This window comes from Sphingomonas sp. BLCC-B65 (assembly GCF_028550675.1).
Classification (GTDB): domain Bacteria; phylum Actinomycetota; class Actinomycetes; order Actinomycetales; family Microbacteriaceae; genus Microbacterium.
The window spans coordinates 1,726,476-1,739,756 of record NZ_JAQQGL010000001.1; the positions used below are offsets into that span (position 1 = coordinate 1,726,476).

The 13,281-nt window shown below is 67.2% G+C and carries 12 protein-coding genes; 8 read left to right on the top strand and 4 right to left on the bottom strand.

The annotated features are described in order from the left end of the window. Positions 1–6 precede the first annotated feature (6 nt). The 3 genes from PP359_RS08155 to PP359_RS08165 are packed head-to-tail and all read right to left on the bottom strand — an operon-like array spanning position 7 to position 3,136. The gene (locus PP359_RS08155) at positions 7–897 is read right to left on the bottom strand and encodes a glycine betaine ABC transporter substrate-binding protein (RefSeq protein ID WP_499250309.1); all 891 of its coding nucleotides are present in this window, start codon (positions 895–897) and stop codon (positions 7–9) included. Beyond that, on the bottom strand, positions 894–1,850 hold the full coding sequence (locus tag PP359_RS08160; RefSeq protein ID WP_499250310.1) for an ABC transporter permease: 957 nt from the start codon (positions 1,848–1,850) through the stop codon (positions 894–896). Before PP359_RS08160 ends, PP359_RS08155 begins: the two co-directional genes overlap by 4 nt. After that, positions 1,850–3,136, bottom strand: coding sequence for a quaternary amine ABC transporter ATP-binding protein (locus tag PP359_RS08165; RefSeq protein WP_051498821.1), 1,287 nt, complete (start codon positions 3,134–3,136; stop codon positions 1,850–1,852). The genes PP359_RS08160 and PP359_RS08165 overlap by 1 nt, the downstream gene beginning before the upstream one ends. A gap of 358 nt (positions 3,137–3,494) precedes the next feature. Between PP359_RS08165 and PP359_RS08170 the strand changes: the two genes are divergently transcribed. Genes PP359_RS08170 through PP359_RS08180 form a run of 3 tightly spaced genes read left to right on the top strand, consistent with a single transcriptional unit; the run spans position 3,495 to position 5,493 of the window. Further along, positions 3,495–3,887: a GntR family transcriptional regulator gene (locus PP359_RS08170; RefSeq protein ID WP_036288828.1), complete on the top strand. Its 393-nt coding sequence runs from the start codon at positions 3,495–3,497 to the stop codon at positions 3,885–3,887. Beyond that, a complete protein-coding gene (locus PP359_RS08175) occupies positions 3,884–4,810 on the top strand; it encodes an ABC transporter ATP-binding protein (protein ID WP_295817875.1) in 927 nt (308 codons plus the stop codon). The genes PP359_RS08170 and PP359_RS08175 overlap by 4 nt, the downstream gene beginning before the upstream one ends. Then, entirely contained in the window at positions 4,807–5,493 is a 687-nt protein-coding gene (locus PP359_RS08180) for a hypothetical protein (protein WP_499250311.1), read from the top strand. The genes PP359_RS08175 and PP359_RS08180 overlap by 4 nt, the downstream gene beginning before the upstream one ends. A gap of 30 nt (positions 5,494–5,523) precedes the next feature. Here PP359_RS08180 and PP359_RS08185 read toward each other — a convergent pair whose 3' ends face one another. Then, complete coding sequence (locus PP359_RS08185) at positions 5,524–5,814, bottom strand: chorismate mutase (protein ID WP_036288797.1); 291 nt, start codon at positions 5,812–5,814, stop codon at positions 5,524–5,526. 72 nt (positions 5,815–5,886) lie between these two features. Here PP359_RS08185 and PP359_RS08190 point away from each other — a divergent pair, with 72 nt between their 5' ends. The 5 genes from PP359_RS08190 to PP359_RS08210 all read left to right on the top strand — a co-directional run bounded on the left by PP359_RS08190 (position 5,887) and on the right by PP359_RS08210 (position 13,277). After that, complete coding sequence (locus PP359_RS08190; protein ID WP_112932223.1) at positions 5,887–7,077, top strand: AI-2E family transporter; 1,191 nt, start codon at positions 5,887–5,889, stop codon at positions 7,075–7,077. Between the two features lie 109 nt (positions 7,078–7,186). Then, entirely contained in the window at positions 7,187–10,024 is a 2,838-nt protein-coding gene (locus PP359_RS08195; RefSeq protein WP_499250312.1) for a discoidin domain-containing protein, read from the top strand. Positions 10,025–10,212: 188 nt separating this feature from the next. Next, positions 10,213–11,460 carry an extracellular solute-binding protein gene (locus PP359_RS08200; RefSeq protein WP_499250313.1) on the top strand — a complete coding sequence of 416 codons (1,248 nt, stop codon included), beginning with the start codon at positions 10,213–10,215 and terminating at the stop codon, positions 11,458–11,460. Positions 11,461–11,476: 16 nt separating this feature from the next. Beyond that, positions 11,477–12,391, top strand: a complete 915-nt coding sequence (locus PP359_RS08205) for a carbohydrate ABC transporter permease (RefSeq protein WP_239640092.1) — start codon at positions 11,477–11,479, stop codon at positions 12,389–12,391. After that, entirely contained in the window at positions 12,378–13,277 is a 900-nt protein-coding gene (locus tag PP359_RS08210; protein ID WP_112932219.1) for a carbohydrate ABC transporter permease, read from the top strand. The genes PP359_RS08205 and PP359_RS08210 overlap by 14 nt, the downstream gene beginning before the upstream one ends. The last annotated feature ends 4 nt before the right edge of the window (positions 13,278–13,281 follow it).

Here is a 13,281-nt window from a genome sequence, read left to right on the forward strand (position 1 = left end):
CGATCGTCAGGACGTGAGGCTGTCGACCCACTCCTGATTCTCGGCGATCCACTTCTTGATCACCGGCGCGTAGTCGTCACCGCTGTACTCGTTGAACATCGCGTTCTCGAGCGAGGCGAGCGTGTCGGTGGGCATCGTGAAGTTCGAGATCCAGCCGTGCACCTCGGGATGGTCCTTCGCGAACGAGCTCGCCGCCACCGAGTGGATGCTCTCGGCATCCCCCAGCAGACCCTTCGGGTCGGCGAGGTCCTTCACCGGGAACGCGTTGTACGCCCAGTGCGGCCGCCACAGCGTCACCGCGATGTTCTGCCCGGCATCCGTCGCCTTCTTGAGCTCGGCGAGCATGGCCGGCGTGGACGACTCCACGAGTTCCATCCCCTCGAGCCCGTAGCCGGGAACGACATCGTCGCCGGTGATGCGCATGAGCCCCGAGCCCGGTTCGATACCGACGATGCGACCGCCGAACTGGTCGGATGCCGCGGCCAGCTGATCGAGCGAGTCGATCGGCGCGTCGGCGTTGACGGCGACGGTGAGTCGCGCGTCGTCGTTCCAGGCCCCGAGGTCGTCGACCTTGTCGCCGTAGCGCTCCATGTAGTCGGCGTGCGTGGTGGGCAGCCAGGTGTCCAGCACGAGGTCGAAGTCGCCGCGAGCGAGGCCCTGGTAGACGGGCGCGACGTCGGCGAACGTGAGCGTCACGTCATAGCCCTTGTCCTCGAGGATCGACTGCCACAGGTACGACGCAGCGATGCCCTCGTCCCACCCGTTGAACACGGCGATCTCGATCGACTTCGCGTCGGAACCGCCCGCGCCTCCCGTGCCGCCGGCGCAGCCGCTCAGGGTGAGCGCTGCGGCGGCGCTCAGGGCGATACCGCCCAGGATGCTCTTGGTCTTGTTCATGCTGACGTCCTCTCCATCCGCGTGCTGTCCGCGGATCGGTCGGTGTCAGCCGCGGACTCTCCGCGGCTGGGGCGGGCCGTCGACCCGCCGTTGCGGGTGCGGCGCGCCGCACCCGCCCGGCGCGGGGCACGAGGTCGGCCCAGCGCCGAAGTCAGACGGTCGAGGATCATCGCGATCATGACGACCGACAGGCCGGCTTCGAAGCCCAGGCCCACGTTGATGCGCCCGATGGCGCGAACGATCTCGCCGCCGAGTCCGCCGGCGCCGACCATGCCCGCGATGACGACCATCGAGAGACTGAGCATGATCACCTGGTTGACGCCGGCCATGATCGACGGCAGCGCCAGCGGGATCTGAATCTGCCGCAGCACACGCGCCGGCGAAGCCCCGAACGCGTACCCCGCCTCCACGACCTCGCTGTCGACTCCGCGGATGCCGAGTTCGGTCAGCCGCACGCCGGGGGCGATCGCGAAGAGGATCGTCGCGATCATGCCCGGCACCGCCCCGACGCCGAAGAAGATGATCGCGGGAATGAGGTAGACGAAGGCGGGCATCGTCTGCAGGAAGTCGAGCACGGGGCGCACGATGCGCGAGACGGCGTCGCTGCGGGCGGCCCAGATGCCGACGGGGATCGCGATCACGATCGCGACGAGCGCCGCGACGATGACCAAGGCGAGGGTGTCCATCGCGTTGTCCCACTGATCGACGCCCACGATCACGAGCAGGCCGAGGGTGGTGCCCAGCGCCAGGCGCCAGCCGCTCACGGCGAACGCCGCCGCGGCGAGCACGACGATCAGCAGCCAGAACGGCGGCGCCATGAGCACGGCGTCCACCGCGTCGTAGACGACGCCCAGAACGAGCGCCACCGCGTCGAACAGTCCGCGCAGCGCGTCGCCGACGACATCGACGACCGTCTCGGCCCACTGGCCCACCGGAATGCGGAACCCGTCCATCAGCGCTCTCCCTCCGTCGCGGCATCCACCAGCGGCGTGAACTCGGCCACCATCTCCAGCGGGGTCTGCACGACCGCCATCTCGCGCGTCGTCGCCGGAACGTTGCCGAGAGCGGCGAGCAGTGTGATGCGCGGGATCACTCCACGCAGACGTCCCTGATCGTCGACGACGGCCAGGGGAACGGACGCCTCCACGGCGGTCTCGACGATGTCGGTGAGCAGGTCGTCGGGACCGACCGTCGGCACGTGGGTGTCGACGATGCGCCGCAGGTCGCTCTCGCCCGACTTCACCGCTCGGATCACCGCCCGGTCGGTGACCACGCCCACGAGGCGGCGGTTCTCGGTCGCGAACACGGCACCGGCCTGGTTCTCACGCATCGTGCGCAGTGCCCCGCGCACGCCCGCCGTGATCGGCGTCGACAGCGATGGCGGCTCCATGACGGCGGATGCCGTGAGCACGCGCGCCCGGTCGACGTCCTGAACGAACTGCGCCACGTAGTCGTTGGCGGGGTCGGTCAGGATCTCTTCCGGTGTGCCGTTCTGCACGATGCGACCGTCACGCATCACGGCGATGCGGTCGCCGAGGAACATCGCCTCGTTGAGGTCGTGCGTGATGAACACGATCGTGCGGCCGAGCTCGCGCTGCAGCTCCACCAGCTGCTCCTGCATCTCGCGGCGGATGAGCGGGTCGAGCGCCGAGAAGGCCTCGTCCATCAGCAGGATGTCGGTGCCGGCCGTCAGGGCGCGCGCGATGCCGACCCGCTGACGCATGCCGCCGGAGAGCTGGTCGGGAAGCGCATCGGCGCGATCGCCGAGGCCCACGCGCTCGAGGATGTCACGCGCACGTTCGCGGCGCTCGGTCTTGCCGACGCCCTGGATCTCCAGCGCGTACGCCGCGTTGTCGAGCACGCTCAGGTGCGGCAGCAGGGCGAAGTGCTGGAAGACCATCGACACCGACTCGCGGCGGATGGTGCGCAGCTGTGCCGGCGAGGCCGTGGTGACGTTGCGGCCGGCGATGGTCACCTCGCCGGCGGTGGGGGTCAGCAGGCCGTTGAGCATGCGGATGATCGTGGACTTGCCCGACCCGGACAACCCCATGATGACGAAGATCTCGCCGCGGTTCACCGTGAAGCTCGCGTCCACCACGGCCGCGGTGCCGGCATCGGCCACGTCGGCGCGGGAGTGACCCGCGCGCAGGCGCGCCACGGCATCCTTCGGATCACGCCCGAAGACTTTGAACAGATGCCGCGCCTCCAACAGGGGCGCAGCAGAAACAGCGTCGGTCACAGAACACCTCGGCAGCCCGGTGCACAGGCTGCATCGGTCACGCCCGGGTGACGGCCACTCGCGCTCGGGCAGAGCGCTCGGCACCGGACATCGGATCCGGGCACAGGCCGCCGACCTTACGTCCGCCGGTGCCAACGGGCACGACAGCGGTCGCGGACTGGTCTGGGGGTCGACCCCGCGTGGGGGCCGCCACCACCGTTTCATCCGGGTGAATGCGCACGCAAATTGGACGCGACGCCGACTTCTCGCTATCGCGCGCACGCGAAGGCGGAGGCGCTCCGGCAGCGCTTGACGTCGCCAGCGTTATGTGGTTACTTAGTCAAGTAACTAACCAATTCACTGGATGCCGGGAGGCCACGTGATCGATGAGGGACGAGCGCTCTTCGTGCAGATCGCCGAGAGCGTCGAGGACTCCATCGTGGACGGGAGCCTTCCCGAAGACACACGCGCGCCGTCGACCAACGAACTGGCGGCGTTCTACCGCATCAACCCGGCCACGGCCGCGAAAGGAGTGAACATGCTCGTGGAGAAGGGCGTGCTCGTCAAGCGCCGTGGAATCGGCATGTTCGTGGCCGTCGGCGCCCGCGAGAGCCTGCGGGCCGAGCGGCGTGCCGCCTTCGCCGCCCGGTTCATCGAGCCTCTGCTCGCAGAAGCTCACACGCTCGGCCTCAGTGCCGACGAACTCGCCACGATGGTCCGCGACCACGCGGCCGCCCACATCACATCGACCACGGAAGGAGGCGCCCGATGACCGTCGTCCAGGTGACCGATCTCGTCAAGCGCTATAGGAACGCCGCCGCCCTGGATGGGGTGTCGCTGACGCTCGAAGCCAACGTCATCTACGGCCTGCTGGGCCGCAACGGCGCCGGCAAGACAACCCTGATGTCGATCCTGACCGCCCAGAACTTCGCGACGAGCGGCGAGGTCAGCGTCTTCGGCGAGAACCCGTACGAGAACAGCCGCGTGCTGGGCCGGATCTGCTTCGTCCGCGAGAGTCAGCGCTATCCCGACGACGCCCGACCCGTCCACGCCTTCCGGATGGCGGCGATGTTCTTCCCGCACTGGAACCAGGATCTCGCGGACGAGCTCATCGATGCGTTCCAGCTGCCCATGAAGACGCGGATCAAGAAGCTCTCCCGCGGGCAGCTGTCGGCGGTCGGTGTCATCATCGGACTCGCCTCGCGCGCCGAGCTGACGTTCTTCGACGAGCCCTACCTCGGACTGGATGCCGTCGCCCGCCAGATCTTCTACGACCGCCTCCTGGCCGACTACGCCGAACATCCCCGCACCATCGTGCTGTCCAGTCACCTCATCGACGAGGTCGCCGACCTCATCGAACGGGTGATCGTCATCGATCGCGGGCGCATCATCCTCGACGAGGAGACCGATGCCGTCCGCGGCCGGGCCTCGACGATCATCGGCGACGCCGTCGCCGTCGACGCCTTCACCGCGGGACGCGAGGTACTCCACCGCGAGAGCCTCGGCCGCGTGGCCAGCGCGACGGTTCTCGGCGAACTCGGCATCCAGGACCGGGCGCAGCTCGCGGCATCCGGGCTCGAGGTGGGTGCGGTCTCTCTGCAGCAGCTGATCGTCCGCCTGACCCAGCACGATGCCGAATCCTCGGCCACGGCGAACGCCGCCGCGGCCACCACCGCCGAAGGAGCACGCCGATGAATCGGGTCTTCACCGTCACCCGGATGCAGTTCGTCAACAAGTACACGTTCGTGTGGCTGCCGCTGCTCATCCTCGTCGTCAGCCTCGTGCTCTCGATCGCGATCTTCGCGCTCATCCCCTACGGCGGGGCGAAGTACGGCGGCGGAAGCCAGGCTCCGATCTGGTATTTCTTCGGCCTGGGCATCATGTCGCTGAGCTACACCTTCCCGTTCTCGCAGGCCCTCAGCATCACGCGCCGGGAGTTCTTCTTCGGCACGATGCTCGCGGCACTGGTGACGGCCGTCCTGCTGGGCGCCGTCTTCGCCGTCGGCGGCGCGATCGAACGCGCCACGGGCGGCTGGGGTGTCAACGGCTACTTCTTCTCGCTGGACTGGGTGTGGACCGCCGGCCCCGGGGGCGCCGGGCTCTTCTTCGCCGTAGTGGCGATGGTGCTCTTCGTGGCCGGGTTCTGGGGCGCGACGCTCTACCGCCGCTTCGGCGCTCTCGGGCTGACGCTCACGCTGTTGGGCGTGGGGGTGCTGCTGATCGCCGCCCTGTGGCTCGTCGGGCGGATGGATGCCTGGGCGACGGTGTGGACGTGGCTCGCCGACCTGGGGCCGATGGGGCTGACCGCGGTGCTGGCCGTGCTGACGTGCATCCTCGGTGCCGCGTCGTTCCTCACGCTGCGCCGCGCCATCCCCTGACGCATCGGGGCCGCCGGACGGGCGCCGGAATCAGTCGGCGGCCGCCGCGGCGGTGTGATGGCGGATGACCTCGGCGACGACGAAGTTGAACCACTTCTCGGCGAACTCGGGATCGAGGTCGGCCTCGAGAGCGAGGCGACGCAGACGCGCGATCTGCTGCTCTTCGCGAGCGGGGTCGGATGCCGGCATCCGATGCTCCGCTTTGAGCACCCCGACCTGCTGCGTGCAGCGGAAGCGTTCGGCGAGCATGAAGATCAGCGCCGCGTCGATGTTGTCGATGCTGGCACGCAGGCGCTGCAGGTGAACGGCGGCGTCGGTCATGGGCTTCCTCTCGTCCTCGCCGACATTACCGCCTCTCCCAGCGGCATCCGCTGACAGCCCTAGAGTGTGACCATGGCAGCAGCATCCAACGAGCCCCGCCCGCGTTCCCTCCGGCGTGGGGCGAAGACCGCGGCGGACTCCGACCGGGCGAGAACGACCGACGGTGCGGTGTCGTCCGAGGCTGCTGCGCATCGCCCGCACACGGGACGCGCGGTGTGGACGACCCTGAACCGCCCCTTCGTCGTGGGCTTCTTCCTGACGCTCGGCGGCCTGGTGGCGATCCTGCTGGGCATGGCCGTCACCAGCTTGGTCACGGTGTGGATCTACGTCGCCTTCGCCCTGTTCGTCGCTCTCGGACTCAACCCCGTCGTGCAGCGCCTGCAGCGGCACGGCGTCGGCAGAGCCTGGGCGATCGTGATCGTGTACTTCGCCCTGGCGCTGCTGCTCGTGGCCGTGCTGTGGCTCATCGTGCCCACGGTGGTGCGCCAGATCGCCCAGTTCATCACGGACGTCCCGACTCTCGTGACGTCGTTCCAGCAGACCGACCTCTACCACTGGGCACGTGATCAGTTCGGCGACCAGGTGCCCGCGATCGTCGCCGAGGTGCAGAAGTTCCTCACCGATCCGGGCCATCTGGCGGCGATCGGCGGGGGCGTGCTGCAGATCGGCATCTCCATCGGCACGACGATCTCCGGGATGATCATCATCATCGTGCTGAGCCTGTACTTCCTCGCGTCATTGCCGGAGATCAAGCAGGCGTTCTACCGCATGGTGCCCGCCCGCAGTCGCGCACTCACGGCCGATCTGACCGAACAGATCACGGAGTCGGTCGGCGGCTACCTGGGCGGCATGGTCGTGCTCGCCTTCTTCAACGCGGTCGTGAGCTTCATCCTGTACACGGTTCTCGGCCTCCCCTTCCCCGCACTGATGGCGGTGGTCGCCTTCTGCCTCACGATCATTCCGCTCGTCGGAACCGTGCTGTTCTGGGGCATCGCCTCGGTGGTCGCGCTCTTCGCCAGCCCCCTGTCGGCGCTCATCTTCGCCGTCGCGTATCTGGTCTACATGCAGCTCGAGGCATACGTGCTCACGCCGAAGGTGATGAACAAGGCCATCGCGGTGCCGGGAGCCCTCGTCGTGATCGGCGCGCTCGTCGGGGGGACGCTCATGGGCCTGCTCGGCGCGCTCGTCGCGATTCCCGTGACCGCCTCCATCCTGCTGATCATCAAGAAGGTCTTCATCCCCAAGCAGGACGCCGCACTCTGAGCCCCAGTAAGTGCTGGGCTTATTTTAAGTCCTTGACAAAGTAGACGTCGTCTCGCGATGCTGACCAGCGACGGAGCGCAGCCATGCTCCGCACTGATCAAGGAGGATCGTGAAACGACGTGTTCTCGCCGCGCTGGTGACAGCTGCGGCCGTGGCGGCCATTGCCGTCCTACCCGTGACGGCGGCGCATGCCGCCGCCCTCACCTCCGCCGACTTCCTCAAAGCCAGCGGCAACGTCCTGAAGAAATCGTCGGGGACCGGCGCCGCGGTGAACCTCCGCGGCACGAACATCGGCGGATGGCTCACCCAGGAGGACTGGATGTCGCCCCTCGGCGAGTTCGCCGCCGACCGCACCGGCTGGAGTGCAACCGCGTCCGCGGGAGCACCGGCCAACGCCCTCGACGGATCGGGAACCAGCCGGTGGACGACCGGCGCGAATCAGGCCGGCGGGGAGTGGATTCGTCTCGACCTGGGGGCGCCCACTCTCTTCAACCGGCTCACCATCGACAACACCGCCAACGCGGGCCAGTGGCCGCGAGCACTCAACATCGAGACATCGTCCAACGGCTCGACCTGGACCAGCGTGGCGGCCCAGCCCGGCACGGACGGTCTCACGACGGTGAAGTTCGCCCCGCAGGTCGCGCGTTACGTGCGGGTGACACAGACCGGCGCCGCGGCCGCTGCGTGGTCGGTCGGTGAGATCAACCTCTACAGCGACCCGGTCCTGTTCAACGGCACGCATACCGCGACGGCGACCTCCAACGCCCCCGGCACGAACGCCCAGATGACGCTCGACGGCAACGTCTCCACGGTGTGGCAGAGCGGTGCCCCGCAGGCGCCCGGGCAGTCGTTGACGATCGATCTCGGGCGCAACGTGGACATGGACAAAGTCCTGTTCGATGCGGGCGCGACCACCGCGAACGACTACCCGCGGGTCTACGACGTCTTCACGTCCTACGACAACGCGAACTGGACGAAGGTCGCGAGCGGCTACGGCGCGAATCGCGTCGTGCAGGCCGACTTCCAAGGGACCAAGAACGGTCGCTATCTTCGGATCACCTCGAACGGCACCTCGTCGCAGTGGTGGTCGGTGGCCGAGGTCGCGATCTCGAGCGGAACCTCCCTCGATCGCGGCGGATGGGTCGTCACCTCCTCGCTGGGCGCCTCCCCGTCGAACATGATCGACGGCACCACCTCGACGCGGTGGACCACCGGTGCGGCCCAGGCGCCGGGTCAGGCCGTCACCGTGGACATGGGCGCGCTCATCACGCTGAACAACGTCACGACCGACACCGCGAAGAACACCACCGACGAGGACGACTGGCCGCGCGGGTACACGCTCCAGCTCTCACGCGACGGGTCCTCCTGGAGCACTGTCGCAACCGGGGCGGGAACCAAGAAGGCGTCGACCATCGGGTTCACGGCTCAGGCAGCACGGTACTTCCGCCTCACTCAGACCGGCTCCGCAGGCAACTGGTGGTCGATCGGCGAGCTCACCGCCGGGCTCTACAACGACGACTACTCGCTGACGAACACGATGACCGCGCGCTTCGGCGCGACGACGACCGCCTCGGTCGTCGGCACGCATCAGGACACATGGTTCACGGCGAACGACCTCGACGCGATCCAGGCCACGGGAATGAACTTCATCCGTGTGCCGATCGGGTGGAACGTGTTCCTCAATCTCGACGGCACCTGGAAGTCGAATCCGTGGTCGAAGATCGACTGGGTCGTGAACGAAGCCGCGGCGCGCGGAATCTATGTCCTCATCGACCTCCACACGGTGCCGGGCGGCGGCTGCCCGTGGGGGTCGTGCGGTCGCATCGGACCCAACCCCAACGGGTTCTGGGGCAGCGCGACCTATCAGAACTGGGTGGAGGACATCTGGAAGAAGATCGCGACGCGCTACAACGGCAACCCCGCGGTGGCCGGCTACGACCTCATCAACGAGCCGCTGATCGACTACAACGAAGACAGCGACGATGTGGCCCAGAAGAGCGACTACTACAACCGGCTGTACACCGCCGTACGTGCCATCGATGCGGATCACGCGATCTTCCTCGGCGCGTTCTTCGGCCTGGACAAGATCGCACCGCCGTCGACCTACGGGTGGACGAACGTCGTCTACGAATACCACCCGTACGACATGCCGAACTCGAAGGACTGGACGGCCCAGAACCAACTCGTCACGAACGAACTGGGCGGACTGGCTGCGAAGCTCTCGAATCCGGGGGTGCCGATCCTCTACGGCGAATACTCCCTGTACTACAACGACGACGTCTGGGCACGGTTCATGGCGGGACTCAACGCCTCGCAGGTGTCGTGGTCGAACTGGTCATACAAGGTCAAGGGCTCGGCCGAGGACGGCTTCGCCTACTGGGGCATGTACTACGACGACCGCAAGCCGGTGCCGGTCATCAACAGTGACGATGCGGCGACCTTCCAGTCGAAGCTGTCGCAGTTCGCAACCGCCAACTTCACGCAGAACGCGCGGTTCGTCGCCACCATCGCCAAGTACGCCGGCGGCTTGTCGACGTTCGCCCCGTCCGCGGTGAGCCACACCGGCTGGACCGCGACGGCGTCCACGACCGCGGCGGGCAGCTCGCCGAGTGCGGGCATCGATGGCGCCAACGGCACATCGTGGAAGAGCGGCCAGGCCATGGCGGGCGGGGAGTGGTACCGCATCGACATGGGCTCGACCCGCACGGTCGCGATGGTCACGGTGCAGACCGACAGCTCGTCGACGTGGGACTATCCGCGCGGATTCACCGTCGAGACCTCCCTCGACGGCTCGTCGTGGACGACAGCCGCCACGGGCATCGCCTACGGATGGAAGCGTCCGATCTCGATCGCACCGGTCAGCGCGCGGTACATCCGCATCACCCAGACGGGCGTGGCGCCGCAGTGGTGGTCTATCGACGAGGTGACGGTCTACTCGTCGTACTGACAACGATCGGCGCAGGGGGTCGCGACGTGGCGGCCCCCTGCGCTCGTTTCGCCGCTCCGCCTCTTGCCAGACAATGGGACATGCCTTAATCTAAGTCGTAGAGAAAGGACGAGGGAGTCTCTTCCCGTCCTCTCGCCGCCGAATCCCGATTCGACACCGCACCTCCTGCACCCCGAAAGGACCTCTCGATGAAGAGAATGCGCTGGCTCGCGCTGGGCACCGCCGCCCTGACGGCCGCCACCCTCGCCGGATGCTCGTCATCCGCACCCGCCGACGGCGGCACCGCCGCCAAGGAACTGACCGTCTGGGTCATGGGCGACAGCTCTGCCCACTTCAATGCGCTGGTCAAGCCGTTCGAAGAAAAGACGGGAATCGACGTGAAGACCGTCGCCATCCCCTGGGACAGCGTCGACCAGAAGTTCACGACAGCGGTCGCTTCGGGCGACGGCCCCGACGTGCTGCAGATCGGACTCTCCAAGCTGCGCACCTATGCCGACAGCGGCGCACTGCTCACCCTCGACGACGCGGCACTGTCGGGTCACGAGAACCTCGCGGCATCCAACTTCGTCGACGGCGTCGCCGGAGATGCGACCGCCATCGGGGGCAAGGTCGTCTCCGTGCCGTGGGTGTCGGACACGCGCGTTCTCTTCTACCGCAGCGACATCCTCCAGGCAGCGGGTATCAGCACTCCGCCGGCGACCTGGGATCAGCTGCGCGCCGACGCGAAGACACTGGGCGGCCGCGGTGACGGCTCGTACGGTTACTACATCCCCCAATGGGACAGCGCACTGCCCGTGATCATGACGTGGGACCAGGGCGGCGACATCGTCGACAGCCAGGGCAAGATCGACTTCGATACGCCCGCGTTCGGTAAGGCGGTCGACCTGTACACCGGCCTCTACGCCGACAAGAGCGTGCCCACCAACAGCGACTTCGACCAGACGCAGGGCTTCATCACGGGAAGCACGCCGATGCTCGTCAGCGGTCCCTACCTTGCGGCCGCCATCTCGCAGTCGGCGCCGGAGCTGGCTGGGAAGTGGAACGTGACCACCGTGCCGTCCGGAGCGAAGGACACGTCGCTGCTCGCCGGGTCGAACCTCGGAGTCTGGGGCTCCACGAAGAACAAGGACGGCGCACTTCAGCTGCTCGATTACCTCTCGCAGCCCGACGTGCAGGTGAGCTGGTACCAGTCCGACGGGCAGCTGCCGACAGTGAAGAAGGCGCTCGCCGACAGCGCGCTGACGGGCGACCCCATGGTGTCGGTCTACACGAAGCAGCTCGCGTCCTCCCGCCTGCTGCCGCTCGTGCCGAACTGGGACGGCGAGACGGGCAAGGCGCTGCTCGACGCGCTCAACTCGATCGTGCTCACCGGCGCGAACCGCGACGACGCACTGAAGACGCTGTTCACGACCACCGCGGGGACCCCCGCGAACTGAGCTCCGGGGGTGCGCGGTGACCCGATCACCGCGCACCCCCGGCCACGAGGCCATGAAGAACCGCATCGTCCCCTATACGTTCATCGCCCCGGCGATGCTCCTGCTCATCGTCTTCGGCATCCTGCCCATCGCCGTGGCGCTCCTCGTGAGCTTCACCGACATGAATCTCGCAGGCCTGGGAAACTGGTCGCGGATCCAGTTCATCGGCGGCGACAACTACACGGCGCTGTTCGCCGACCCCGACTTCTGGCAGGCCCTCGGCAACACCGCTCTGTTCGCGGTCGTCGGGGTACCCAGCGTGATCGTCCTCTCCCTGGCGATCGCGCTCGCGCTCAACAGCTCGCAGGGCCGCTTCTTCCGCGCGCTGCGCTCGTTCTACTTCGTCCCGGCCATCACCGCGATCGTGGCCGTGGCTCTCGTATGGGGCTACCTCTACAACACGCAGTTCGGCCTGTTCAACTATCTGCTCTCGCTCGTCGGGCTGCCGCCGGTTCCCTGGCTCTCCGACCCCACGGTCGTGAAGTTCTCCGTCGGGCTGGTCGCCGTATGGCGCGGCCTCGGGCTGAACGTCATCATCTTCCTCGCGGCCCTGCAAGGCGTGCCGAAGGAGTACCTGGAGGCGGCGGCGATCGACGGCGCCTCGGGGCTGCGCCGCATCGTCTCGATCGTGCTCCCCCTGCTGCGCTTCGCCATCTTCTTCGTCACCATCACCACCGTCATCGCATGGCTGCAGTTCTTCGACGAACCCTTCGTGCTCACCAAGGGCGGACCGCTGGGTTCGTCGACGTCGATCGCGCTCTTTCTCTATCAGAAGGGCTTCTCGTCGAGTCAGTTCGGCTACGCCAGTGCGGGCTCGGTCGTCCTCGTCGCGATCATCGCGACGATCACCATCGTCCAGCTGCGCCTGAGGAGGTCCGATGTCGACCACTGAGCTCATCACCCGCGGCGGACGGGGCCTCGCAAAGACGTCGGACGCACGACGGGGCACCCGAGCCGGACGGCGCCGCGGCCGCACCGGCACCATCGTGATCGGCGCGCTGCTGACCGTCGGCGCGCTGATCACCGCGTTCCCGTTCCTGTGGATGATCTTCGCCTCCGTCAAGCCGCGCAGCGAGTCCGTCGCGTTCCCCCCGCAGCTGCTGCCGCGCAATCCGACGCTCGAGTACTTCATCCAGCTCTTCACCGAGCTGGACTTCGGGCGCTACCTCCTGAACACCCTGCTGATCGTCGTCATCTGCATGGTGGGCCTGCTGCTGATGGCGGCGGCCGGCTACGGCTTCGCCAAGTTCGCCTTTCCCGGCAGAGATGCCCTGTTCTTCCTGGTGCTGGTGACGATGATGATCCCCGGCCAGGTCACGATGATCCCGAGCTACCTCATCCTCAACGGGATGAAGCTCACGAACACGCTCATCGGCATCGCCCTGCCGATGCTGGTGTCGGGATTCGCCGTGTTCCTGTTCCGGCAGTTCATGGCGACGATCCCGACAGAGATCCTCGAGGCCGCACGGATGGACGGCGCGGGAGAGTGGCGCATCTTCTTCCGGATCATCCTGCCCATGTCGGGACCGATCCTGGCCGTGCAGGTGGTGCTCACCTTCATCGCGGGATGGAACAGCTTCCTGTGGCCGCTGATCATCGCCAATGACCAGGGGCTCTACACCCTCTCGGTGGGAATCTCGCTGCTCAATCAGCAGATCTCCACCAACCCGTCGCTGCAGATGGCGGCGTCGACGCTGATGGTCGTGCCCATCCTCATCGTCTTCGTCGTCTTCCAGCGCTACGTCGTCCAAGGCTTCGCCCTGTCCGGTCTGAAATGAGCAT

Coding starts and splice junctions, on each gene's coding strand:
- PP359_RS08180 (WP_499250311.1), top strand. CDS start 4,807: ATGAATCGGGTCTTCACCGTCACCCGGATGCAGTTCGTCAACAAGTAC.
- PP359_RS08200 (WP_499250313.1), top strand. CDS start 10,213: ATGAAGAGAATGCGCTGGCTCGCGCTGGGCACCGCCGCCCTGACGGCC.
- PP359_RS08185 (WP_036288797.1), bottom strand. CDS start 5,814: ATGACCGACGCCGCCGTTCACCTGCAGCGCCTGCGTGCCAGCATCGAC.
- PP359_RS08175 (WP_295817875.1), top strand. CDS start 3,884: ATGACCGTCGTCCAGGTGACCGATCTCGTCAAGCGCTATAGGAACGCC.
- PP359_RS08190 (WP_112932223.1), top strand. CDS start 5,887: ATGGCAGCAGCATCCAACGAGCCCCGCCCGCGTTCCCTCCGGCGTGGG.
- PP359_RS08155 (WP_499250309.1), bottom strand. CDS start 897: ATGAACAAGACCAAGAGCATCCTGGGCGGTATCGCCCTGAGCGCCGCC.
- PP359_RS08160 (WP_499250310.1), bottom strand. CDS start 1,850: ATGGACGGGTTCCGCATTCCGGTGGGCCAGTGGGCCGAGACGGTCGTC.
- PP359_RS08210 (WP_112932219.1), top strand. CDS start 12,378: ATGTCGACCACTGAGCTCATCACCCGCGGCGGACGGGGCCTCGCAAAG.